Below are 26,569 nucleotides of genomic sequence, written 5' to 3'. Positions count from 1 at the left end.
GAGCGTGGTTTTCATGAAATTGGTACTTCTTTCAGGCGGTTCCGGTAAGCGACTTTGGCCATTGTCCAATGATTCCAGATCCAAGCAGTTCTTAAAGGTACTTGAGGATGATAAAGGCAAAGATGAATCCATGGTGCAACGTGTATGGAGACAACTGCAGAATACAGGCCTTGGCGAAGATGCGTACTTAGCGACGAATCGCTCGCAGGTCGAGATGATTATTAGCCAACTTGGCGGAGAAGCTCCGCTTATTATCGAGCCTGAGCGCAGAGATACATTCCCTGCCATCGCGTTAGCTGCTGCTTACATGTATGATGTGGAAAGTTTACCTTTGAACACAGTGATTACGGTGCTGCCGGTAGATCCGTATGTGGATGAGGCATTTTTCCAGAAAATTAAACAATTAGAGGACGTTCTGCACGAAACGGATGCGAATTTAGCGCTAATGGGTGTCGTTCCGACGGTTCCGTCCGAGAAATATGGTTATATTGTTCCTTCTGAAGAACGCCGGGAAGGGACAGAAGCGGTAGCGGTCCAATATTTCTTCGAGAAGCCTAACCGGGAACAAGCAGCTGTTTTAATTGATCAAAAAGCACTTTGGAATTGTGGCGTCTTTGCATTCCGGCTGGGCTATCTCATCGAGGTCATGATGGATAAAGGAATTCCGATTCAATACGAGGAAATGCTCAGAAATTATCATAAATTAACGAAAATCAGCTTCGACTATGAAGTTGTTGAGAAAGAAGCAAGTTGTGTCGTTGTCCCTTATGATGGTTTTTGGAAAGATTTGGGAACTTGGAATACGTTGACGGAAGAAATGGGGCGTTCCCAAATCGGAACAGGTATCGTAACGACGGATTGCGAGAATACTCATCTGATTAACGAGCTCGACATCCCTGTCACCGTTATCGGCATTCATGACGCTGTTGTAGCCGTGAGCCCGGATGGCATTCTGGTGACAAACAAGTCGGAGAGCCCTCGCATTAAAGAAGTCATGAATACAATCGAGCATCGCCCGATGTATGAAGAACGTAGATGGGGACGATATCGTGTTATTGATTATGTCAAATATGCCGAAGATAATGAGGTGCTTACGAAACGTATTCTCGTTCATGCCGGTAAAAATATCAGCTATCAGCTGCATTACAAACGTTCTGAAGTATGGACCATCGTGAGCGGCGTAGCGGATATTATCATTAATGATAAGCTCTATCAGGTGAAACCGGGTGATGTTGTGCGAATTCCGGAGGGGACCAGACACAGCATACGGGCAATTACGGATGTTGAATTTATCGAGGTACAAAGCGGATCCGACTTAGTCGAAGAGGATATCGTTAGGATTTGTATGGACTGGAAGGACATTCCCCTTCATCAATTTATTTAAGTTTTGTTTTGAAACAAAGAACCGCCTTCTATTCGATTTCGGGAATGGAAGGCGATTCCTTGTTTGAAGGCATAAAAATTACAAATATAACCATTTCATGGTGAAAAGGATGCGTCATGACAAAGAAGATGATTCAAATTTTAGGAAAGGCAGGTGTACGTAAGAAAGTGGTTTCCTTATTATTCTTACTCTCCTTGGTAGCTCCGAATTTCTTGTTTCAACCGCAAGCAGCGGCGTCCGCGACTTCTGTTCCAGTCAACACGCAGGCAACGATAGAAGCGAAGGCGGTGCTGCAGAAGCTGTATGTCGTTTCGGGTGTCAGCACGATTAGCGGGCAGCATGATTACCTTGAAAGTCCAGATGAATGGACGAATCAAGTGAAAGGGTGGACAGGAAAATTTCCTGCGCTTCATGGTTATGAATTCGGTGCCGTTTTGGCTCAAAACGAAAGCCAATTGGCGCAGCAAAGGCAAAAGGTCGTCAACAGCGCAATCGCTTGGAATAAGGCCGGCGGCCTGGTTACCATCTCTTATCATCAAAGCATTCCTGGCACCTGCCTCTGCTGGTCGAATGTGCAGCGGAATATGAGCCAAGCGGAATTTGATAAATACGTCACCCCAGGCACTCCCCAGTATGCGAAATTGATTGATGATCTGGATAAAACAGCGGTTAACCTGGAGAAATTGAAAGAAGCGGGCGTACCTGTCTTGTGGCGTCCCTATCACGAAATGAACGGGGACTGGTTCTGGTGGGGCAAGAAGGATAACTTCTCCGCACTGTGGACGATAATGTACGATCGCTTCGTGCATGTGCATAAGCTCAATAATTTGCTTTGGGTGTGGAGCCCTAACGCGCCGAATGCGAATGCCGACCCTTTCACGGCCACCTATCCAGGGGGAAGCAAAGTGGATGTTCTCGCGGTCGATATCTATGATAATGATTACAATCCGGATTATTATAAAAGTATCACCCAATTGGCAGGCGGCAAGCCTGTGGCGATCGGGGAGAATGGCGAACTGCCAAGTGCTGATGTATTGAAAGATCAGCCCCGCTGGGCTTATTTTATGACGTGGGGCAAGATGCTGACCGAAAATAACAAAAAAGATGAGATTAAATCGTTCTACTCGCATTCGAAAATATTGAGCAGAGAATCTTTCCTGCCAATCAAACAGCCGCAGATTCAGCCAATTTCGGCCCCGGATACTAAAAATGGGCTGCGAGCGGAATATTTCGATAATAAGGATTTGACCGGGCTAAAAGAAACGAAAGTAGATGCCAAGATTGATTTTAATTGGTCGACTTCAGCCCCTCTGCCTTCCATGCAAGCAGATACATTTTCCGTGAGATGGACAGGGAAACTTTTGCCCGCCTATTCGGAAACGTATCAGATATCGACGCTAAGCGATGACGGCATTCGCGTCTGGGTGAACGGCAAGTTGGTTATTGATAGTTGGTTCAATCAAAGTTGGGTGGAACGAACAGGATCAATCGCCCTTACCGCCGGCGTACCTGTTGATTTGAAAGTGGAATATTATGATAACCAGAATGGTGCCGCTGCTAAACTCATGTGGAAGAGTCCTTCCCAACCCAAAGAAATTATTCCAGCAAATGCCCTATTACTACCTTAGAGGTTTGAGAGGTATCTAACATGATGAGATATGTGATTGTGCCATCGGCCTTGTTGATCTTACTGATCCTGATCTCGGCTTCGACTAATTACGGTGCATCTGCAAGAACAGAGATGGTAAAGGTGATGACAGAATCCAATCAGATTGGCAATCCAATCTGGACATTAGGCAAACCCGATGATTCTGATTTGGAATTTGGAAAAGAAAGCGCAGCTCCGATCAGTTATACCGTATCTTCGGGCGAACAGCAGCAAGAGACTTGGAGCTCGGTGCCGCAAGGTCTCAATAAATCGTTGAATCCAACCTTGTCGATCAACTATGCCTTAGCTGAAATACCCGAGTATGGGGTTCATTTCCGAGTGAAAATTCTAGATGCGCATAAATCCGTTCCTCAGATGGCGGTGTTTTCCAATAACCTGCTTTCGGGCATCATTCAAATCGCCGGTGTCGGAGGGACGACTAGCGCTTATGAGTATAAAAAATTGTATGAGCTATATATTCCCAAGGAGCAGCTGCAGCTCGGAAATAATGTATTAAAGCTGTCCGCCGAAGGATGCTTGTCATGCAAAGCGGATGAGAACAAATTTCTATGGTGGAAATGGGACTATCTCTCGCTTGATGCACTAGCTGCCCCTGCCGAAGAGCCTATCCATGGGCGATATGTGGAATCGGGCACCAAGGTCAGCAATTTGTCCTTTTACTATGACCAAGGAGCGGTTCGACACCTTCCCTATGTTTTAAAATGGCTGGGCATTGCCTATAGCGGCAATGTGATGCGTGTGGATTGCGCGACTGATGTCAAAGAGGGATGTTCCGCCATTAAGCCTTATTATGAAACACTTCGTGACTACAACACGCAAGCGGTAGCTCTTCATTTGCATACAGGAAATATTAAGCTAAATGATGATGGCACACTGCCGGCCGATGCAGAAAATAAGTTGTCGGACTATGTGAAGCAGTATGGTTCCATGTTTCAATATTATGAGATTGATAACGAACCAGGCTTATTTAATCGATCCAAAAGCGTGAATCTGGCCATAGCCAAATGGCTCAAAACCAATTTGCCTGAGCTTGCTCCACATGTGAAAACGGTCGCTCCGGGCTGGGCTTATGCACCACCATACAGCATGAGAACTTGTCGGAATCAGAACACATCCGGCATGCTGCGCTGTGGAGATCCTGACGGATGGGAAAGTGATCCGAATCAGCGAATGGAACTTGAAGAGATGACGGATTTAACCAATGGACATGCGTATGGGACCTCTTATGTGAATAATAAAGATGGAAGCTTTCTGGAGAACATGCGGACCTTCGGAGGGGCTGAGGATGGTTTGCAGAAGCTCATGCTTAATACGGAGTACGGCACTTCCGATAGCCATAAAGATCCCGTTGAATATGGCGCGGCGGAGCCCCATGCGGCTGTCTTTGATCGCATCATGAGAGCTCATATCGGATATGCCGATATGTTCATGCAGCATGCGGCCTTTTATCCGGAATATGCGTTGTTCGAACCGGGCATTGATTTGAATACGCAGAACCCCGCACAGATGCAAATTCATAAGAATTCGTCGGAAGAGGATACGCGAGTCGGGGTGATGCGGCGCTTAAATTTGGCGTATGCGACGCATGGCAAGCCGTTGGTGTACGAAATAAGCAATAAACCGGAGCTATCGGATAAACTGGTTTATTTCCGGGGCGTGGATACCTCGACATTACCTGCACTTCCTGGTTCAGGAGGGAAATCGGATAAGATTTTGCTCAATTTTGTGAATTTCGAATCGAGTCCGCAAACGATACAGGTTAAGGTTACGATGCCGGAGGCTGCGATATACGAAGGTGAAAGGTTTGGAGCGGGTGATACGTATGAGTCGGCACGATCCTATTTGAGCGGGTTGCAAGCCGATCCCGAACTGAATTTTAAAGAAACGTTAGGCCCGGGTGAGGCTGTGCAGTACATCTTGTCGCGAGCAGACGGAGTGAGGAAAGTGGCACCAACGTGGATTCAGGCGAAACCGGCTCAGCATCATGCGATTGAGCTCAGCTGGAAAGAGTCGGAAGTAGCACAAAGTTATGATATATTGCGCAAATCTGGCGGGAGTGAGAGCAGTTACGAGGTGATAGCCGAGCAAGTGCAGGGGACTGAGTTTGTAGATACGAGTACAGTCATAGGGAACCAATACGAGTATCAGATTAAACTCTCAGGTACTAACGAAGTTTCACAACCGGCGTCAGCTACCGCAACAGACAGTGTGGCGCTGGATCGCAAGGACTGGGAAGTTACCAGCAGTTCCGGAAAACCTCAAGGGGCGATTGACGGTAATATCTACAGTCGATGGGATACGGGGGTCGCGCAAGCTCCCGGGCAATTCTATCAAGTGGATATGAAAACGCCGACCACGATCAACCGAATACGGCTTCGGAGCGAAGGGTCCCCGAATGATTATCCAAGGAAATATGAGGTATATGTTTCTACCGATGGGTATACGTGGTCTCAGCCGATTGCAACAGGTAGCGGTTCAAGCATACTGGACATTAATTTTAGTCCAACGTATGCACGATTCGTCAAGATCATCCAGACAATGAAGGCAGGGAATTACTGGTCCATTCATGATCTGCAGATTTATGGCTAGACATCGAGGAATACGCTTACCCTTTGCGGGTGGAAGCTACGATGAGAAACAAAATTAAGATGAGCAACCAGATGACTTGAACCATATTATCCTCGCCTTTTGTTATAATAAATCAAGTTTAACAAGAATTCTTGTAATTTTCTGTCTTAAAACAAACAAAAATGTTGGATTTATGCTAAATATTACATTAGTAATCATTAAAAAGTCCTATTTACATGTCGTTTTTTGATGAAAGTCCTCACTTTGTGGGGGCTTTTTTTATCTACATTTAACAATCCTTCTGTAACATTTAGATATTGGAAATTTTTGAACAAAGGTTAATATCTAAAGGAGAGAAGATTCTTGAATATGAGACTGCCTCAAATTACAGTGGGTAAGAAAATGTATGTCAGTTTTATTGTGCTATTATTGCTTACTTCTGTTGCAGGATGGATGAGTCTAACGAATATGAAGTCGATTCAGAACAAAAGTGATGAAATCAGTCAGATATGGATGCCTGGCGTTGAAGCTGTTAATACGATCAGTTATTTAACGGAAAATGTACACGGATTAGAAATGCAGCTTTTCATCTTAATGGATCCAGCTCAGCTGCAAAGCACACAAACACAAGCCAGTGCAGGGATTAGCAATGTAGACGAGCAGATTAAACAATTTGGAGAAGGGCTGACGGATGAGCAGGAGAAGCGGAATTTCGAAGCCTTCCAAAACCAATGGACGACTTACAAAGGCTATCATGAGAAGTTCTTGGAACTTAGTAAAAAAGCCAATTTGAGTAAAGGCTCCGGCAACATGGAGAAAGAAGTGGAAACGCTCATTTCAGATTCGAATAAAGTTTTTGTGAACATGCAGAAATATCTGGAGGTTCTTGTAAAAATCAAACATGAAGGCGCTGTGGCTGCCTCAGAAAGCAGTTCGGTCATTTATCGTTCTGGACAAATGAACCTGATTTATATTTTTGGTTCTGCCGTCTTGATCGGTCTGATTCTGGCTTTCTTCATTACACGTAATATTTCCAAGCCAGTGCGGCTTGTCTCCCAAGCTCTTCAGACGGTGTCCTTGGGAAGCTTATCTGAACAAGATGTGAAAGTGAGAAATAAAGATGAAATTGGTGAACTTGTCGGTTCGTTAAACCGAATGAAGACGAATGTCCGGGACATCTTGCTGCAAATCCGCAACGCCTCTTCTTCGGTTGCTGACTCGTCCAAAGAGCTTCTTGATCACGCAGAGCAAACGTCGCATGCGTCCAACCAAGTGGCGGAGGTCATGCAATTGGTAGCTTCCGGAGCAGAAATTCAAGTCCGGAATTACGAAGATACGCATACAGCGATGACGGAGATGAGCATTGGTATTGGGCGAATCGCGGAAGCTTCGTCCGAGGTATCAGATATCTCCATGGAAGCATTCCGAGAGGCAAAGCAAGGCGAACAAGACCTTCAAGCGCTCATTACGAGCATGAACGGTATGAGTGATACGGTCATCAGGGCGAACACCGTTATTCGAAATTTGGAGAATCATTCTCAAGAAATTCATAATATGATTGGCCTGATGGGCAATATAGCGAAGCAAACCAACCTGCTCGCTTTGAATGCGGCGATTGAAGCGGTTCGTGCAGGAGAAGCAGGCAAAGGATTTACGGTTGTTGCCGGGGAAGTGCGCAAGCTATCGGAGCAATCCGCGCAATTTGCCAATCAAATTACCGAATTGATCGGCCAGGTTTTGGACAATACCGGAGTTGCTGTTCAAACGATGCATGATTGCCTGCAGGAAGTGGATATGGGCAAAGAAATGGCACATACGGCGGAGACTTCCTTTCATCGTATTTTCTTGGCTTCCGAGAAAGTGGCTGTTCGCATACAAGAGGTTGCGGCATCCGCTCAAGAACTGGCCGCCACTTCGGAAGAAGTGTCCGCTTCAGTCGCAGAAACGAGCTCTCACGCTAGAAATTCATCTGCCTACGCTCAACAGGTGGCCGAAACTTCTGAGCAACAGATGACGTCGCTGAATGATATCACAAGGTCTGCCGGTATGCTGAACGGCATCGCCGAACAATTGCATACGGCCGTTGGGAAGTTTGAGCTGTGATGCACCTAGTAACCAATCCAAGCCCAATCACCGTCACGGCTCCTCGCTCTTATGTCTATGCTGCACTTTATGCAACATAAAATGGCATTACACACTACTATACCGCTCTTCATTGCACAAACTGCAATGGAATCAAGCTAAATAGCGCAAAAACCGCTTTATTCTGTTTCCTGCGTTGCACTTTATACAATGGGGAAGGAGGTAACGGCCTACCTGAGGCCTTAATGTTGCGCAAAGTGCAACATAGAGAAGCGTTTGCCGTGGTGTAGGGCTGTAATTGAAGCCTACCCAATGACACACAGTCGTTTATCCTTAATTGTTCGGATGCAAGCAAAAGTCTGCAAAATCATGCTATACTAGACTCTGTAAAAAGGAGGTCGACTATGGCTAGGAACAAAGAGTTTGAAGTGAATGCCGTGCTGCGAAAAGCGATGCATATCTTTTGGGAGCAGGGCTACGAGAAAACTTCCATGCAAGATTTGGTCACACATATGGGGATACATCGAAGGAGTATCTATGATACTTTCGGAGACAAACATCGTTTATATATGAAGGCAGTAGAGAAGTACGGGGAAATGCTGGAAAGTTCCGTTCATCAAAAAGTAGAGGCTCCTACCCCGATGAAACAAGCTATCCGGCGAATGTTTGAGCACGCCATTGTGGCCGCAGACGATCGTCCTAAAGGGTGTTTGATCGTGAATACGGCGGTTGAACTAGCTGTTTGTGATGAAGAAGCCGCGGCGAAAGTGAATCAAAGTTTTGTTAAAACCGAGGACAAACTATACGACTTGGTATTGCGCGGCAAGGAAACGGGAGAAATCGGAAGTCATCACGATGCACGGAGAATTTCGGAGTTCTTGAACAACGCCTTTATCGGATTATGTGTGTTGGCCAAAACAACAAACGATAAAGAAAAACTGGAAGGTATCATTGATACATCGCTAGCTATATTGGATTGAAAGAACGAAGAAGGAGCCTCGCGGCAAGCGGGCTCCTTCTTCTTTGATTATAACATTTTGGCCAAACCCTCGAACTTCACTTCCCAAGAGCCATCTTGTGGAAATCCGGGTGCATGGGTTTCCGGCCCGTTCTTCCAACCCGCCGCCATCATGGCAACAGCGCTTAACAGGCCCCCGTTGCCAGGGAGGTATACCGTTAATGGTTTTCGCTGGTAGTTATGGCCATTCGGGAGGAAGGTGTTGGTAACCTTATCGATCAACAAGGTGTCTACGGCTAAGTGTCCTTCGCCGAGTCTTGCCGAAGTCATAGCTACGAGCGGATAGTCCCATCCCCATGTCGCATCCCAGTCCCAGACTTTAATGACTTCGTGCAGGGTCCTAAGCATCGTTTCACGATCCGCCATATGGCCGGGGAGAATACCGAGCGGAGCCAGCATCGTAGGGTGATCTTTGGTGCTGCTGCCACCAGTAAATGTATCGGGAGCTGTCTCCGCAGCAACATATAAACCGTCCACCACGGGAAGCTTGGACAAATGGTTCAGGACATGCTCCCACTTCTCTACCTTCGGGAGTCCTAGCCTTTTCCGCCATGCAACGGCTGTTGATAATCCGAATGCCCAGTAGGACAATTCGAAAGTCGGATTCATTGTCGTTGCATGATCATAAATTTCCTGCGCTGGAGCAACTGGCGGACCTAACACATACCGCAGCTGTTCGTTATCCCATTCTGCAAAAGAGGCCATGAAGGCTGCACTTTCGAAGACGAGATCCGCGTACTTCTGGAGCGTCTCTTGGGTGCCCCTAATTTGATAGATGAGCTCAGCATAATAGATAGGATGCGGCTGCTGCCAAATGAGGAACGGCTCAATGTAACAAGGACCGTTAACGCCATCCGGAGCCACGCATTTCGGCCATCTTGCCCCTTCATAGCCTTGAGAAGCAGCGAGCTTTCGGGCTTGATCCAGGATGCTGATGTACCATTCCAGACTGTTCGTCAGGCTGTCCACCCGATTCCAAAGTGCGAAGTGAACGGAATGCCACCAGTGCATTTCCAGATGAAATTTGCCGGCCCAGCTGTTATGGGTAAGTCCTGACTCTGCCGGCGGCAGGCTTCCGGATGATTGAATAGCGGTCAAATACTGAGACAGCACAATTCTACGCTCAAGCTCGAGCGCGCGCGAATCTTTGCTACCTGCCAGCTCGATGGCTCCGCCGGAGGTCCAAAAGCTGCGCCAATGCTGCTCAGCGCTGGCTCGCACAGCTTCAAAGGCCGGCAAATCAGACTCATCAGATTTGGGAGTAAATCGGAACCGGAACTCGAATTCATCGTGATCGGATGATGGTGTTAGAAGAAGCAAGTGGTTGTCTTGCTCGTCTTGAACGAGGCTTCCGCTGGACCAAGCGGCAGCAAACGCGTACGCATCCTGATCCAGCTTCCGGTCAATGTGGACGGAATGGCTGCTGCCGGTCGCGATTTCCGTTGCGTGTTGGCCGCTTTTTCCCCAATCAACACCTGCGAACTTCCATGTGCCGTAAGGGAAATGAAAGGCAATTTGGAGACGTCCTTGGCGGATCAAATCCGATTTCACGCGAACGGCGATCAAATCCTGCGTGGGGTGACAGCAGGTAGTCACGCTGCTTTTTGCTTCGCCGATTGAGAATTGGCTTTCAATGACTCCGCCCCATAGATGAAGCATTTGTTCAATTTCTTTCAAATCGTCAGCGGCGGCTTCCTCGCCTGAGGGCAGCGTGAAACGGAAGCCAACTTGTCCAAGATGTAATTTGTGCGGATTAAACTTCAGCCATTTATATTCATCGGTAATTTGGCCGGGCGCCATATAGGGAAACCCGATCTCTCTCCCGCCAAAGGTAGGAAAAGAGGTTCGAGGGAACTTATCCACATGGTACATCTCTGGATTTGGATGCGTATGCCACGCCCAATTGGAGAAGTTGCCAAGCGGAACACCCCCATCTGCGTATAGGCTCGGGAATGTTTGCAAGCCGGTTGCGTCAACCGTGAAGGCATAATTCCCATTGCCGACGGAGAGGGAAGAGAATTTATCAAAGCTGGTAATAAGCGGATTATGGCGCTCAACTAAAGCCTTTCGATCGATCATGGCATCACCCCATTGGGAAAAAGTAGTTTCATTTTAAACCTCACATTCAAACAGATAGCTGCCTGAGCCTAAGCATATGACGGCATCCCCGCCTTCCCCGTCTTCGCCGCCTTCAAGCATGACTTCCTGTATAGCGTCTGCATCCTTTAGCGGAATTCCGCTTTCGAGGAGAGTATCTATGGTGACTGAAGGAAGGTGGACATCCGCCAAACAATTTGCTGGAATGGTGATCTCTAGTTTGAGCCTAAGCTCAACCGAATTCCGTCGCCATGCGACTCGCAGCTTTCCGGATGGCAGACGATAATCTGCGGCTACTTCATTCAAATCACCCAGTAAGGCCGGCTTGATAGTCAGCTTATAGCTTTCAAATTCGGGGCAATACCGATATTGCATGCCTGCCAAGCCGCTGTAGAGCCATTCTTCCAAATGTCCGAGCATAAAATGGTTCTGCGACTTGCCGACGGTAGGTCCGTCCCAAGCTTCCGTCAACGATGTCGCGCCGTTTGCGATTTGATAGCCGTAACTCGGGTGATCCGTCTTTTGGCTCATGTTATAAATCATGTCGCTGCGACCATTCTGAGAAAGGGCAAGCAGTACATAGCGATGGCCTATATCGCCTGCCGTCGTATGATACCCGCGTAAGGTAATATCATGGATAAGCCCAGCTAAAATGGTTTCTTTATACGGCTCGTGGGCTAACCCTAGAACAAGCGGCATCGCCTGGGAGCTTTGACTGCCAGTGGCATATTGCTGCGTTTGGTCATCGAAAAAAGCCTGATTAAACGCAGATTTGATGTCGTCGCGCAGTTGTGTATAGTGGAGAGCGTCATCGCTGCGATTCAAGAGCTTTGCGATTTGTGCAAACACATCGACGATATGGTAAAACATAGCGGTTTCGGTATGCGCAACCGGCGTATTTTGAACAAATCCAGGCGGATTGTCGCCGACATCGTACCAGTCCCCGAGCCCGGTATGGATAATCAGCTGATCCGAGCTCGCTTTTAAATAGTCGATATAGGCTTTCATTCCTTCATAATGCTCAGTCAAAATCCGATGATTGCCGTAAAATTGCAGCAAATTCCAGCCTGTGAGGATATAGGTGGCGCCCCAGGAGACAGAATCCCGGAAGCAGCGCCATTGGTCGGAAAAAACTACATATTCCGGAGCCGTTGTCGGGACCATCCCGTTTGGCAGCTGGGCGTCCCGGATGTCCTCCATCGTCTTGATGAACAATGGCTCAACATCGTAATTCCATGCTACGGAAGGGCCCATCAAATGAATTTGCTCGAGCCAACCGAGCTTTTCCCGATGCGGGCAGTCGGTAAAAATGCTTTTCATGTTGCTGCGTATCGCTTGGTTAATGATCTCATGCGTGCGGTTTAGCAGCTTATTTGAGCTGACGAAGTTTCCGCATACGTTTACGTCCGGATAAATCATTTGACCTTCCAGCTGAATAAGTACTGGAATGTCGGAACCGCAGACAGCCGCATTCGCATCCGCATCTGCTGAAACTGGAACGACGTCCTCGAGCTGCACATAACGAAACCCGGTATAGCTGAAACGAGGCGACCAAGTTTCCCCCTCAGCATCCCCGCTCAACGTATAAGTGAATTTGGTGGGAGAACCGGTCCATTTCTGATTGATTGTGCCGTTATCCTTCAGCAATTCGGCAGGGGACATCGTTATTTTGGCGCCTTGAGGGCCTTGAACCCGGAGGTTCATCCAACCGGAAAAGTTTTTGCCGAAATCAGCCACGTATACACCGGGAAGCGGTTGAGTGATCTGTACGGGCTGGTAAGTTTCCATCACTTTTAATGGAGAAGTCGCTTGTGACTTAAGCTTTCCTGCAGGTGCTGGCACTTCGACCGCCGGGTTCCAAGCATCGTTCCCGGTAAAACTTGGAAAATCCCAACCCGCTTGGCGACGATTAGCGTCGTAATCTTCGCCTCCGTATATACACGAAAAGGTGATAGGTCCCGGCGCGGAATCCCAGTGGCGATCGCTAAGAATCCGAGTTTGGGTGCCATCCGTATGGGTGATTTCCAACTGAACGAGGCACCTTGGGGTGCCGAAGGAATGCTTGAATTTGCTGTAGCGGCCGCCCGTCACATGGAAGAAACCGTTCCCGAGCATCACTCCAATGGCATTGCCGCCTTCATGAAGCTGCTCCGTTACATCGTAGACGCAGTAGAGACAAGTTTTGTCATAGTTGGTCCAGCCCGGCTCCAGGACGTTGTCGCTGACTTTCTCCCCGTTAAGGCGCAGCTCAAACTGGCCTAACCCGCAGATGTAGGCGCGAGCTTGCGCCACAGGTTTGTTGAGATGGAATTCCCATCGCAAGAGAGGGAGGGCGGGGCGTTCAAGGGGCTCCTCTGCAAAGCGAGCGATCCAAGTCGCAGACCAATCCTCAGCATGGAGCAGTCCCATTTCCCACCAGGAGACAGAGCTTTCCGTCATGTGGCCATTCGCATCCCACACCTGTACCTTCCAATAATAGCGTTGCCTGGACTGAAGTGGCGGCCCTTCGTACAAGATATGAACGTTTTTCCTGCTAAAACGCTGTTCGCTGTCCCACACAATTTCGCTTCGTCTATCATCTTCAGCATCAAAAACAAGGATTCGATAGGCTGTTTGCATTTGCAAACGAACCGGCGAATCGGCAAAACTCCAGCCGAAGGCCGGCTGGAGGACATCAACCCCGAGTGGGCGACGCTTGCTTTCTACGAACAATTCAGCCACTTGCATCCGTGCTCGCCCCCTTGGTCATCGTTGGGTGTCTATCGGCTGTGAGGTTGCGACGCTGATGGTCCGAAACTCTTTACCGTAGTTTTTGGTCGGATCGCCTTCTTGATATCGTCTGCATGAGCAGTAGAAATGGTAGAGATTACCTTCATGCATAACGACAGAGGGCTTATGGGCGAAAATAGCATCAATGCTGCCTTCTTCCCCAACTCGAATGATGGGTTCAGGATATTTCTCCCAAGTTAACAGATCACGGGAAAGAGCAATTCCTTCCTGCGCTTGTTTGTAATTATAGCCAAAGTAATACATGACCCACTGGTCTCGTTCCGGATCATGCAGCACGCAAGGATCGCTGACAAATCCGGAATCCCATCCATCCGGGGTAACCTGCAGAACCGGATTTTGTTCGTAGCGATGCCACTCTTTCAAATTAGTGGAGAAAGCAACGCCTGTTTGCTCGATCCACCGGCCTTTATTTGTGTTTTTGGCATTGTAATACAAATAGAACGTACCTTCATGCTCAATCAGGCACTCTTTGTAGAGCCCGCCCTTTTCCCAGTCTGCGCCTTCTTCCGGGGTTAAGATGGGATCCGGGCATCGATGCCACTCCAGCAGCTGCTCATCTTCGGTCCAGGCGATGCCAATTTTGGCCGAGCCTTCTTCATAACCTGCATGGGGATAGGCGTGGTAGACTAACCAATATTTGTTGTTCCATTTTTTCAATACAGGGGGAGCATCGAGGCGATTTTCCTTCAATATCCATGTGCCGGCAACATTAATGGAATCCCAGGCCGAGTCGTCGTTTCTTTTTAAAATAACACTTAGATGCTCCCAGTTGATAAGATCATGGCTTGTCGCCAAAGCCGTCTGGTAGCCGATTCCGTCAAACCCCACATACATCATGTAGAATTTGCCGCTATGTTGAAAGACGAACGGACAATCGACGGCTCGCTCATCGAAATGGCCAGGCAACCCTGAACCAACAAGCACGGGACTTCCCAATTTATGTGGTGTGAGATAAGGCTGTATATGCAACGTGACACACTCCTTATGATAAAAATCCAAAAATCTAAAGTTCATTTCCCAATTCCCTTTTCAGATTACAATTAAGCGCTTACTTGTTGTGTGGGGTATTGTACCTGATATATAGGTCAAAGCGATCTTCAGCGCTTGGCAGCATTGACATCATGAATAGCCGAGCGTAGGATGAGGGGGAAATTTAGGCCATACAGCTTGAGAGGAGGGGCTTGAGTGAAGGACAATCACGGTTTCAATCCGTTTATGTTCGAGACAGCCCGCAGTATTGTTGCCGGACAACACACGATTGCCGAACTGGTTCCAAGGATAAAACGGCAAGGAGATTTCAAACACGTGGTGATCGTAACGCAACCTTCGATAAAGACGATGGGGGTCATTGATCGAATTGAGACCGAGCTGTCGCATGCGGGAATAAGCACCAGGTGCTATACCGATGTGAAACCGGAACCAACGGTTGATAACATTCAACAAGTGTACAGCCGCATCGCCTCTGAACCTGTCGATTTGTTCATTGGCATTGGCGGCGGGAGTGTGCTGGATGCAACGAAATTGTTTTCCGTCCTGATGACAGATCCCGTGGACGTAATGAGTCTTATCGGCATTGACCGCGTATCGAAACCAGGGATACCTACGGTGTTAATTCCAACAACGTCAGGAACGGGTTCAGAAGTGACACCGAACGCGATTGTAACGATTCCTGAACAGGAGTTAAAAGTTGGCATTATCAGCAGGCATTTGCTCCCCATGCTAGTAATTATCGATCCAGCGCTAACCGTTAGCCTGCCGCCAAACATCACGGCTGCAACCGGTATGGATGCGTTTACTCATGCGTTGGAATCTTATATCTCCACAAAAGCTAATCCCATAAGCGATATGTTCGCCCTTGAATCGATTCGTTTACTTTCTGGCAGTTTGCTGCAAGCCTACCATCACGGATCCGATCTCCAAGCTAGAGAGAATGTGCTTCTAGGATCGATGTATGGCGGGATGGCACTTAGTTCGGCTGGAACAGCAGCCGTTCATGCACTGGCTTATCCGCTTGGAGGAAAATTCAACATTACGCACGGTGTAGCGAATTCAATGCTGCTGCCGCATGTCATGACGTTTAATATGGATGCCATCGAGAGAAGACTTGGTCATGTTGCTTGCGCGATGGGCCTTCAGATTGGAACAGAGGGCGGTAAGGCGGTCTCGGAGGCCGTTATTCGGCTTATCTTCGAATGGGCCTCCGAAATGGACATCCCGCAAAATTTGCGTGCATTTGGTGTAACCGATGAGGATATCGGTGAGCTGGCCGTTGCTGCATCGAAGGTAACGAGGCTTTTACATAACAATCCGAAACCGATGAACATAGATGATATGCAAGCTGTTTACCGCCAATTGCTTCCATAACGAGTGGGACAAAGAAGGAGAAATGTGATGAATCATTTATTGCGACCGTCAGGTATCATTCCCGCTATGGTGACGCCTTTTGATGCTGATCAGCAGATTGATGAAGCTGCATTGCGGCAATTAACCCGCAGATTGATTGATGCGGATGTGCACGGCTTGTTTTGCCTCGGTACGAATGGGGAGTTCTTCTCCATGTCTTTCGAGGAAAAACTGCGAGTCGCCGAAATCGTCCTGGAGGAAACACAGGGGAAATTACCGGTGTATGTGGGGGCTGGCTGCACAAGTACGAAGGAATCTATTGAACTGGCTGTACGTCTGGAGAATATGGGGGCAGATGCGCTGTCCGTGATTACGCCGTATTTTCTGACCTATACCCAGCAGGAACTGCTGACTCATTTTCGCAAGATTGCGGAAGCGACAGAGCTTCCCGTACTGCTGTATAACATTCCGGCAAGGACGGGGAACTCGCTTCAACCCCAAACCGTGAAGGAACTAAGCAAAGTGCCTAACATTGTCGGGATCAAGGACAGCAGCGGCAGTTTTGATACCATTTTGCAATATATGGAGGCAGCTGGTCCGGACTTTTCCGTTTTGGCAGGTACGGATTCACTCATTTTGCCGACCTTGATGGCTGGAGGGCGCGGAGCTATTGCAGCGACAGCCAATGTGTTTCCAGAAGTTGTGAAAAGCATTTACGATTTGTGGCACCAAGGGGAGCTGGAACAAGCAGAATTACAGCAGCGCAAGCTGCGAGCTTTGCGCAACGCGTTTTCGATGGGGACGCTCCCTTCTGTACTGAAGGAAGCGATGAATATGATCGGATTACCTGCGGGACAACCGCGCCTGCCTGTACAATCGCTGAATTCATCAGCGAAAGAGGAGCTCCGGCGGGTGATGGACACTTATTTGGTGGAAAGGAACTGAGACAATGGCAATGAACATACCTAAAGGTGTTTGGCCCACGATGGTAACACCTTTCACGAATACAGGCAAAGTGGACTATGCCGCATTGGAGCAGCTGATAGAATGGTACATTGACCAAGGCGTGCATGGCCTATTTGCCGTGTGTCAATCCAGTGAGATGTTTTATTTGACTCTGGAGGAGAGAGTGAGCCTTGCTCAATTCGTCACGAGCCTAGCTGCCGGTCGGGTTTCGGTTATCGCATCGGGGCATATCTCCGAGCAGTTCGAGGAGCAGGTAGAGGAATTGCAGCGGATCGCGGAGACCGGGGTTCAGGCCGTTGTGCTAGTCAGCAACCGTCTGGCGGGTCCGGATGAATCTGACGAGATCTGGTTTGAGCGTGTTCTACAGCTGATTGATCGAGTCCCGAATGTGCCAATGGGCATTTATGAATGTCCGTATCCATACAAAAGGCTGCTGAGTCCGCAGCTGCTCAAACAATGTGCAGATACGGGAAGATTTGCGTTTCTTAAGGACACCAGCTGCGATGTGCAGCAAATTGCCGCAAAGCTTGAAGCGGTGAAAGGCAGCTCACTTCAACTGTTTAATGCCAATTCCGCAACGCTGCTTGCTTCCCTGCGATTGGGTGCCTCCGGCTTTAGCGGCGTTATGGCAAACTTTCATCCTGATCTCTATGTGCGGCTAACCGAATGTTGGGACTCGGAGCCAGCCATCGCGGAGATGCTGCAGTCGTTCGTTGGAGCCGCATCGCTGATTGAGCTGCAGATGTATCCTGTGAATGCGAAGTATCATCTAAGCAAAAGGGGTCTTCCGGTTTCCTTGCATTGCCGTTCTAAGGATGCAGGCGCTTTTCGAGAAAATCATAAGCTGGAAGTGGAGCAGTTGGATGCCGTGTATCGGATGCTAAAGAAGCTGCTTGTCTAACATATTTTAAAGAGGAGGAAGCATTGTGCCGTTTAAAAAGAAAGATCGCATTGTGTTTATCGGGGATAGCATTACGGATAAAGGGCGTAAAAAAGATCCGCTGAAGCTGGGTTCGGGTTATGTACGAATGATTCATGATTACCTGACAGCGGTTTATCCGCAGCTTAGTCTGAAAATTATTAATGAAGGCGTTTCCGGCAATCGCGTCATCGATTTGGAGAAACGGTGGACGCTCGATGTGATCGATCATCAACCTCAATGGGTATCCGTTTCTATTGGGATTAATGATGTGTGGCGCCAATTGGACTCTCCGATGGGCGAGCAGGTATACCCGGACAAATTCGAGGAAATCTACCGGAATTTGCTGGATCAAACGAAGCAGATCCTGGATTGCCGATTGATCCTCATGCAGCCTACGGTCATTAAGGAGTACCCGGATGCCACGGGCAACCGGCTTCTGAAGCCGTATGTGGACATCGTGAATCGGTTGGCTGAGCAGTATGACGCCATCCTGGTTCCGACGCATCTGGCTTTTATTGATTTTCTTAAGCTGGAGACGGGCCAGGATTTGACGACGGACGGTGTGCATATGAATTCGCTCGGGGATACACTGATGGCAACGACGTGGTTGAAGGCTGTTGAGAGTCGTTGAGGGTCATTGAGGGGAGCTGAGCCCTAGGGAAAGGGAACTGGTGTCCTCTATTTGGTCAAAAACGAGGTTTTTTCAATCTTAGGGGAACTACAAGGTCTTATTTGCCTTTCATGGACGACATTTTGCGTGAAATCACCAAAATAGCGAACTGTAGTTCCCCTCACCGCTGAAAACAGCACATTTTTAGAAAAATAGTAGGTTGTAGTTCCCTAATAACCATGCAGAAGAGTACTCGCTCGCTTCGCGCCACCTATATATGTGATGAATTCAGCCTATAATGGGCCGCTTGCTTTCTTGTAAACTGATCATGAGCTCAAATTCCTGCAACTGGAAAGTATCGTCTGATCAGGCGTTAATCGTGGACGTAGACAGGTCGGTTCCGCGGACTTTCCAATCTTATTACGGAAGTACAAGGGGGTAAATGCAATGACATACAAAATAGAACCAACAAACGGTGACAGCGGATGGTTCACGCATGACAGGTTCGGCTTGTTCATTCATTGGGGGCTATACTCGCTAGCTGCCAGGCATGAATGGCTGCAATCCAGAGAGAGATTAAGCGGAGAGAAATATCGCAATAAATATTTTAATAGATTTGATCCGGATTTGTACGATCCGGAATTGTGGGCGCAGCTTTCTTATGATGCTGGAATGAAGTACGCCGTAGTAACGACCAAGCATCACGAAGGGTTCTGCTTATGGGACAGCAAGCTGACCGATTATAAAGCGCCGAACACCCCGGCTGGCCGAGATTTGATCAGGCCGATGACGGAGGCTTTCCGTGAGCGTGGCATGAAGGTAGGCTTTTACCATTCCCTGATTGATTGGCATCACCCGCATTACACGATCGACACGAAGCACCCCTTGCGGTTCGATGAAGAGGCTATCGCTGAAAGTGCGAAAAAGGATTTTGCGCAATATCGCGACTATTTGTTTGGACAAACGAAAGAATTGTTAACTGAATATGGCGATGTGGATCTGTTGTTTTACGATTTTTCCTTCCCGGAGGAGAACGGATTGCCAGGCAAAGGCAAGGAAGATTGGAACAGCAAGGAGCTGATCAAGCTGATTCGCCAGTTGCAGCCGAACGTTTTATTGAACGATCGCCTGCAAATCGGTGGGGATATTACGACGCCTGAGCAGTATTTGCCGACCAAATGGGTGCAGATCGACGGTAAACGTGTTGTTTGGGAGACGCCGCATACGTTCAGTGGTTCCTGGGGATATCATCGGGATGAGGAATCATGGAAAAGCGTCGATATGTTGGTCAAAATGCTCATTGATGTGGTCAGCAAAGGAGGCAATTTGCTCCTGAATGTAGGACCGACCGGTCGGGGCGAGTTTGATGAGCGTTCGATCGATCGATTAAAAGGCATCGGCAACTGGATGAGACGTCACAGCCGTTCGATTTATGGCTGCACACAGGCGCCGGAAACCATAGAATGTCCGCAGGATTGCCGACTGACCTACAACCCCGAGACCAATCGCTTATATGTGCATGTGTATAGTTGGCCGTTTAAAAGCATTCACTTGCATGGCTTGGCTGGGCAAGTCGAGTACGCTCAGCTGCTTAACGATGCATCCGAAATTCGTTTCAAGCAAGGCATCGTCCATAGCGGAATCGACAACGGAGCGTACAAAGAGGGCAGAGATGAGAAGACGCTGGTCTTGTCACTTCCAGTGAAAAAACCTGATGTAGCGGTGCCGGTCATTGAATTGTTTTTGAAAGGAGGGGCTTAAACGACAATGGAAATGACTACGAAAGCCGTTACGCTTGGTTATGAACGTAACGCTGCCCCGCGTGTGGAATACGGGATTCAACGATTAAGAGAAGCGCTTCAAAATTCCGGCTATACCGTGCTTGAAGCAGAAGCGCCATGGTCGTTGGAAAACTACCGAGCCGTGCAGGGAATGAAAATTTACATCGGTAATCGCCAAGAATCGGAATTTGTGCAGCAGCTGGAAGCGCGCGACGTTTTGTTATATCACACGGAAGCTCCGGAGGGAGAAGGCTTTTATCTGGCATCTTGCCCAGGTGGCATAACGGTTATTTCCGGGGGAAGCGATTCAGGCGTTCTGTACGGCTGCTTGGAGCTGGCAAGCCGAATCGGTGAAGCTCAGAAGCTGCCAAGTGACAACGCTTATGGGGATAAACCGCGTTTCGCATTGCGTGGTCCGGCCATCGGATTGCAAAAAACGACTGTAGAACCCCCGCGTCAGACGTATGAGTACCCGATTACGACCGATCGGTTTCCGTGGTTTTACGACCGAGCGTTATGGCAGGATTTCCTCCACATGATGGTTGAGCAGCGATGCAACGTCGTTTACTTGTGGTCCGGGCATCCGTTTTCTTCGCTTGTGCAGCTGGAAGATTATCCTGAAGCGCTGGAAGTGACGGAGGAAGAGTTGGCATATAATCGGGAGACGTTCCGCTGGATTACCGAAGAAGCGGACCGCCGAGGCATTTGGGTTGTCCTAAAGTTCTACAACATCCATATTCCGCTGCCTTTTGCGCAGAAACATGACTTGAAGCTTCATCAACCAAAGCCGCTGCCTATCACGAGTGATTACTACAAGAAATCGATCGCTGCCTTTGTGCAATCCTTCCCCAATGCCGGGTTAATGGTCTGCCTTGGCGAAGCGCTGCAAGGTCAAATTTATGGCGTGGAATGGTTTAATGAGACGATTCTTGCAGGATTACTGGAAGGGCTGAAACATTCGAACGTGAAGGAAAAACCTCCGATCATCCTGCGTTCCCATGCCATTGAGCCGCAAAAAGTTATTGAGGCAGCGCTGCCGTTGTACCCGAATTTGTACACGGAAGCCAAATACAACGGGGAATCATTGACTACGTATACACCTCGGGGCAGATGGCAAGAAACGCACAACCGGCTAGGTTCCTTGCAGACGATTCACATTGTCAATGTTCATATCCTGGCGAACTTGGAGCCATTCCGATACGGAGCCCCATCATTTATTCAAAAGTGTATGCAGGCGGCCAAATACCGCTTGAAAGCAAACGGGCTGCATCTGTATCCGTTATTCTTCTGGGATTGGCCGTATGCGCCGGATAAAGCGGAGAAGCGACTGCGTCAGTTGGAGCGCGATTGGATTTGGTTTGCGGCTTGGTTTCGGTATGCGTGGAACCCCGATCGTGATCCCCAGGCGGAGCGGAACTACTGGATCGATACGCTTGGGAAACGTTTCGGCAGCCTAGAGGCAGGTAAAGCGATTTTGGATGCTTATGAAGCTTCAGGAGAATGCGCGCCGAAATTGCTGCGCAGATTCGGCATTACGGAAGGCAATCGCCAAACGATGAGCCTCGGGATGACGATGAGCCAGCTCACCAATCCGGAAAGGCATATGCCTTGGCCGGACCTGTGGGAATCCCAGTCGCCGCAAGGCGAACGGCTGGATGAATTTGTCGTGAAAGAACTGAGTGGTGAACCTCACATTGGCGAGACTCCGACGGATATCATTGCCGATGCGCAGAGACATGCGGAGGATGCGCTGCTGGCAATCCAACAAGCTAGCCATTTCGTCACTAGCAACAGGGAAGAATTTGAAAGACTGGCGAGCGATATGGCAGCCATCCGTCATATGGTGCAGGCCTATGTGCATAAGGTCAAGGCTGCGATCCTTATTTTAACCTATAAGCATTCGGTCAAAGGGGAGTATTTTAACCGGATCGAATTGCTGGAAGCGGCAGCGGTAGAATTGGCACAAGGTTTGGACAGCTACCGCCAACTGACAACGCTTACAGAGGAAACGTATTTGTTTGCTAACTCCATGCAAACGCCGCAGCGGAAGGTGCCGATTCGAGGAGGGCTTGATTACAGGCATTGGAGCGCATGTTTACCTTTCTATGAAGCGGAGCTGGAGGCTTTCCGTCTCCATGTGCAGGAGTTGAAGTCGGGAGTGCTGCCCGAAGCGCTAAAAAATCTAAAAGCACCAATCGTTCGCTACGCAGAAGCACCGTTTAGCTTATTGTCTGAACATGCGGAATTGTACCGTGTGGAAAAAGGCGTCGAGGTTTTCACAGATGGGGATATCCACGTCGTTGGCTGTGCGGAGGAGCTGAATGGTCTTACCGGTGTTCGTTTTAGTCAAAGGCAGGCAGGCCTTCAGGGCTTGGCGATTGATATTGAACTTCATCAGCCTTCGAAAGTGCTGGTCGGTTATTTTAACTCAAAAGATGATCAGTGGCTGCAAGTCCCAAGCTTGGAAGAAAACACGCACGCCGACGATAGAGGCGGCTATGCGCCGATTTTGCGCAAAGGGCTGCGCTTATATGCCTATCCTTCTGTCAATATCCATGCATTCCAATATGAAGCAGGGCGGCATACGCTTGACTTCGGTAAAGGCGCTTTTCTGATCCTAGGTGTTATTCCTATCGATCAGGTGATTCGCCCACGTGATGTTGAACACAAAAACGACGGGATCGATACGTTGGATTGGTTGTACGAATAGACGAACAAGTGGGGGAGATCAAGTGTCAGACAAAAGTACGGCATTATGGTACGCGCAGCCAGCGAAATCTTGGTTCCAGGCACTCCCCGTAGGGAACGGCCGTTTCGGCGGCATGATGTATGGCGGTACGGATCGGGAACGCATACAGATGAACGAGGACACGTTATGGTCCGGGGAACCCAGAGAGACCGTGAACAGGGAAGCGGCCGAATATTTGGACGTCGTGCGTGAAATGATCTTTGCAGGCAAATATGCCGAGGCAGAGGCATTGATTGAACGGCACATGGAAGGGCCGGAGATCGACTCCTACGTGCCGCTTGGCGATTTGGATCTGATTATGGAAGAGGCCGGCGAAGTTTCGAACTACCGAAGGGAATTGAATCTGGCGGAAGGCATCGCTCGTGTGCAGTATTCGCAGAATAACGCTGTCCATACCCGAGAGCTGTTCGTCTCTGCGGTTGACCAGGTCATGGCCATTCGCTTACAGAGTGAACGTAACATCAGCGTCAGCGCAGTATTGAGCAGTCCTTTGCAATATGAAGTTAAAAAAGTGACATGGAATCAATTGATTCTTACCGGACGCAGCCCCGTGCGTATTTTGCCTAATACGGTGAAGTCCTCTGACCCTGTGCATTATGCGGAAGGGAAAGGAATCGGTTTTAACATTCGAATGACCGTAATTACAGACAAAGGCAGGTTGGAGGTTAGTGGCGGACGGATTCGTGTAAGTGGTACAGGGACGGTAACTTTCCTGCTGGCTGCTGAAACCAGCTTCCAAGGTTATGATAAAAACCCTGCGCTATCAGACAAACCGTCGCTACAGCTAGGAGAAGCGAGACTGGCAAAAGCGGCATCGCTCGGGTACGAGCAGTTGAAAGAGCGGCATATCAACGATCATGCCGCACGCTTTTGCAAAGTTTCTCTCGACCTTGGAGGTCAGGAAAGAAATAACCTGCCGACGGATGTCCGCATAGAAGCTATCAAAAACGGTGTGGAAGATCCCGGACTTGCCGCATTATTTTTTCAATATGGCAGATACCTGCTGTTGTCCAGCTCAAGAATCGGCACACAGCCGGCTAATTTGCAAGGGATTTGGAATGACAGCATTCGCCCGCCATGGTGCAGCAGTTGGACGACGAACATCAACGTAGAAATGAACTACTGGCCTGCGGAAGTGGGGAATCTTGCGGAATGCCATTTGCCTTTGTTCGACCTGATCGAGGACTTGCAGCACACAGGCCGAAAAGCTGCCGATGTCCACTACCGCTGCGAGGGCTGGACGGCCCATCATAATATCGATTTATGGCGGACAGCAACTCCTGTTGGAGGATCGCCAAGCTGGGCGTTTTGGCCGATGGCCGGGGCATGGTTATGTCAGCATATTTGGGAGCATTACGCGTACAGTCAAGATGAAATGTTTCTCAAGCGGGCGTATCCAGTGATGAAAGAAGCGGCACGATTTGGTTTGGATTGGTTAGTCGAGGCGAAGGATGGCAGCTTGGTAACATGTCCGTCGACGTCCCCGGAGAACTTCTTTCTTGCACCCGATGGGCAGAAAAGCAGTGTGACACAAGGCGTGACGATGGATATCGCGCTCCTCAGAAATTTATTTGACCACTGTTTGGAAGCGAGTGGCATTTTATCGGATACGGACCACACGTTTATAGGCCGATTGGAGCATGCGTTATTGCGGCTGCCTCCCTACCGGATAGGCAAATATGGTCAGCTTCAGGAGTGGAACGAAGATTTTGAAGAGTTTGAGCCAGGGCATCGTCATGTCGCCCATTTGGTCTCGCTGCATCCGTTGGATCAGATTACTTTACATCAGGAACCCGAGCTTGCCGCTGCTTGCAAAGTCACCCTGGAGAGACGCTTGAACCATGGAGGTGCTCATACGGGGTGGAGCTGTGCATGGATGATTAATCTATGGGCACGGCTTGGAGAGTCCGAGCATGCGCAGCGCTTTGTGAATGAACTGCTCGCCGGGCTTCATCCAAACATGATGAATGCGCACCGGCATCCGAAGGTGAAACAAGATATTTTCCAAATTGACGGAAATTTGGGGGGCGTTTCGGGCATTGCCGAGATGCTGCTGCAGAGCCATGGCAATAACGTCCAATTTCTTCCTTCTCTACCACAGAAATGGATGAATGGTTGTGTGAAAGGACTGCGGGCACGCGGAGGGTTTGAAGTCGAGATCGCGTGGGAGAACGGCAAGCTGCTGCGAGCACGTATCCTCTCGACAGCCGGTAAGGCTTTCCTGCTGCGCACGGCAGAACCGGTATGCGTCTTGCAAAACGGGTATGAAATCCGAATCGAGGACATTGAACCGAATGTCATCGTGTTTGGAACTAAAAAGGGACAGAGCTACGAAATTGTCCCAAGGAGTGATAGGAGATGAGTGAGATTCATCAAGTGAAGGAGTTTATTTTCGAAGACGACAGACCTTTTCTAAGCTGTCACGCCTCTACGCTTGAACAGCTGCCAGGTGGGGATATCCTCGCAGCGTGGTTCGGCGGTACGAAAGAGAAAGCCGGCGACGTCGCGATATGGACGTCCCGCCGAGTGAACGGCCGCTGGACACCACCCGTTAAAGCCGCTGACGAGGAGGACGTTCCGCACTGGAATCCTGTCTTGTTTCGAAGGGCGGACGGCGTCCTGTTCCTGTATTACAAAATCGGCACCTCCATTGCCGAATGGGTAACGATGGTTATGCGCTCGTCGGATGACGGAACCACATGGTCGACACCTCTCCCTTTAGTTGAAGGGGACAAAGGGGGCAGAGGGCCTGTTAAGAATAAGCCTATTGTGCTGCATGACGGCACGCTTGTCGCACCGGCTTCGATCGAACCGGCTTGGGATGCGTTCGTTGATCTGTCCTATGACGGCGGCGAGACATGGATCCGCAGCGAAACGGTGCCTTTCGACCGCTCAGCCATACTGGGAAAAGGGATCATTCAGCCTACGATATGGGAGTCTGAACCAGGAATTGTGCATATGCTTACGCGCAGCACGGAAGGGGCCATCTATCGCAGTGATTCGGTAGACGGGGGGAAAACTTGGTGCCAAGCCTATGCAACGGAGCTTCCGAACAACAATAGCGGCATTGATTTGGTCAAGTTGGACAATGGCCATCTGGCGCTTGTTTATAATCCGACGCGCCCGGAACCCGGGAAGATCAAGGGGCCACGAACACCGCTTGTTCTGCGCTTCTCCAAGGATAACGGTCTTACTTGGGAGAATGAGCTTTTGTTGGATGAAGGAGATAAACAATACTCGTATCCGGCCATTATTGCTAACGGACTAGAACTGTATATCACATATACATGGAAAAGGGAACGGATAGCCTTCCAAAAAATTATTTTGGATATGAGCAGGAATGACCTATATTCTGGGAATAATTACACTACTATTCTACTATGAGTTTGTTATATATTTAATAAGGTTAAAATTGGAAAAATTTTAACTTTGATAGGGGAGGATTCATTCTGACTGCTTATCAAGTAAATGAACAACTGCAAGCAGGAAGGAAAACGCTTCGCACGCATCCCGGCGCTCATCTGCTGGGTTCGACAGGAGCGAGGCTGTGGGCCGATTATTTGGATCCTGTGCCCGGCTTTTCCGGAAGA

16 protein-coding genes are annotated in these 26,569 nt (G+C 49.0%); 13 read left to right on the top strand and 3 right to left on the bottom strand.

Annotation, left to right across the window (positions count from 1 at the left end):
- The first annotated feature begins 13 nt into the window (after positions 1–13).
- The 5 genes from GON05_RS29590 to GON05_RS29570 all read left to right on the top strand — a co-directional run bounded on the left by GON05_RS29590 (position 14) and on the right by GON05_RS29570 (position 8,683).
- Positions 14–1,384: a sugar phosphate nucleotidyltransferase gene (locus tag GON05_RS29590; RefSeq protein WP_157324331.1), complete on the top strand. Its 1,371-nt coding sequence runs from the start codon at positions 14–16 to the stop codon at positions 1,382–1,384.
- A 116-nt stretch (positions 1,385–1,500) separates the two neighbouring features.
- Positions 1,501–3,012: a glycosyl hydrolase gene (locus GON05_RS29585; RefSeq protein ID WP_157324329.1), complete on the top strand. Its 1,512-nt coding sequence runs from the start codon at positions 1,501–1,503 to the stop codon at positions 3,010–3,012.
- A gap of 20 nt (positions 3,013–3,032) precedes the next feature.
- Positions 3,033–5,642, top strand: a complete 2,610-nt coding sequence (locus GON05_RS29580; protein WP_157324328.1) for a discoidin domain-containing protein — start codon at positions 3,033–3,035, stop codon at positions 5,640–5,642.
- Positions 5,643–5,990: 348 nt separating this feature from the next.
- Complete coding sequence (locus GON05_RS29575) at positions 5,991–7,724, top strand: methyl-accepting chemotaxis protein (protein ID WP_246239575.1); 1,734 nt, start codon at positions 5,991–5,993, stop codon at positions 7,722–7,724.
- 383 nt (positions 7,725–8,107) lie between these two features.
- Positions 8,108–8,683 (top strand): TetR/AcrR family transcriptional regulator, encoded by a 576-nt coding sequence (locus GON05_RS29570; RefSeq protein WP_157324325.1) that lies wholly within the window; start codon positions 8,108–8,110, stop codon positions 8,681–8,683.
- Between the two features lie 47 nt (positions 8,684–8,730).
- Here the strand turns inward: GON05_RS29570 and GON05_RS29565 are convergent, their stop codons facing one another.
- Genes GON05_RS29565 through GON05_RS29555 form a run of 3 tightly spaced genes read right to left on the bottom strand, consistent with a single transcriptional unit; the run spans position 8,731 to position 14,577 of the window.
- Positions 8,731–10,800 carry a glycoside hydrolase family 65 gene (locus tag GON05_RS29565; protein ID WP_157324323.1) on the bottom strand — a complete coding sequence of 690 codons (2,070 nt, stop codon included), beginning with the start codon at positions 10,798–10,800 and terminating at the stop codon, positions 8,731–8,733.
- Positions 10,801–10,833: 33 nt separating this feature from the next.
- Positions 10,834–13,545: a family 78 glycoside hydrolase catalytic domain gene (locus tag GON05_RS29560; protein WP_157324321.1), complete on the bottom strand. Its 2,712-nt coding sequence runs from the start codon at positions 13,543–13,545 to the stop codon at positions 10,834–10,836.
- A gap of 18 nt (positions 13,546–13,563) precedes the next feature.
- Positions 13,564–14,577: a glycoside hydrolase family protein gene (locus GON05_RS29555; RefSeq protein WP_157324318.1), complete on the bottom strand. Its 1,014-nt coding sequence runs from the start codon at positions 14,575–14,577 to the stop codon at positions 13,564–13,566.
- A gap of 246 nt (positions 14,578–14,823) precedes the next feature.
- Here GON05_RS29555 and GON05_RS29550 point away from each other — a divergent pair, with 246 nt between their 5' ends.
- The 8 genes from GON05_RS29550 (at position 14,824) to GON05_RS29515 (ending at position 26,363) form a co-directional block, all read left to right on the top strand.
- Positions 14,824–15,972: an iron-containing alcohol dehydrogenase gene (locus tag GON05_RS29550; RefSeq protein WP_157324426.1), complete on the top strand. Its 1,149-nt coding sequence runs from the start codon at positions 14,824–14,826 to the stop codon at positions 15,970–15,972.
- A 27-nt stretch (positions 15,973–15,999) separates the two neighbouring features.
- Positions 16,000–16,896, top strand: coding sequence for a 4-hydroxy-tetrahydrodipicolinate synthase (dapA, locus tag GON05_RS29545; protein ID WP_157324316.1), 897 nt, complete (start codon positions 16,000–16,002; stop codon positions 16,894–16,896).
- Between the two features lie 4 nt (positions 16,897–16,900).
- A complete protein-coding gene (locus GON05_RS29540) occupies positions 16,901–17,818 on the top strand; it encodes a dihydrodipicolinate synthase family protein (protein WP_157324314.1) in 918 nt (305 codons plus the stop codon).
- A gap of 25 nt (positions 17,819–17,843) precedes the next feature.
- Entirely contained in the window at positions 17,844–18,470 is a 627-nt protein-coding gene (locus GON05_RS29535; RefSeq protein WP_181646210.1) for an SGNH/GDSL hydrolase family protein, read from the top strand.
- Between the two features lie 426 nt (positions 18,471–18,896).
- Entirely contained in the window at positions 18,897–20,210 is a 1,314-nt protein-coding gene (locus GON05_RS29530; protein WP_157324312.1) for an alpha-L-fucosidase, read from the top strand.
- A 6-nt stretch (positions 20,211–20,216) separates the two neighbouring features.
- Positions 20,217–22,940, top strand: coding sequence for a beta-N-acetylhexosaminidase family protein (locus GON05_RS29525; protein WP_246239569.1), 2,724 nt, complete (start codon positions 20,217–20,219; stop codon positions 22,938–22,940).
- Positions 22,888–25,341: a glycoside hydrolase family 95 protein gene (locus GON05_RS29520; protein WP_157324422.1), complete on the top strand. Its 2,454-nt coding sequence runs from the start codon at positions 22,888–22,890 to the stop codon at positions 25,339–25,341. The genes GON05_RS29525 and GON05_RS29520 overlap by 53 nt, the downstream gene beginning before the upstream one ends.
- Positions 25,338–26,363: a sialidase family protein gene (locus GON05_RS29515; RefSeq protein WP_157324310.1), complete on the top strand. Its 1,026-nt coding sequence runs from the start codon at positions 25,338–25,340 to the stop codon at positions 26,361–26,363. Before GON05_RS29520 ends, GON05_RS29515 begins: the two co-directional genes overlap by 4 nt.
- Positions 26,364–26,569: the final 206 nt, after the last annotated feature.

Origin of the sequence: Paenibacillus anseongensis, assembly GCF_009757995.1 — a bacterium.
Classification (GTDB): domain Bacteria; phylum Bacillota; class Bacilli; order Paenibacillales; family NBRC-103111; genus Paenibacillus_E; species Paenibacillus_E chondroitinus.
Note: the sequence above shows the minus strand (reverse complement) of the source record. Positions and strands in the feature narration are given on the sequence as shown.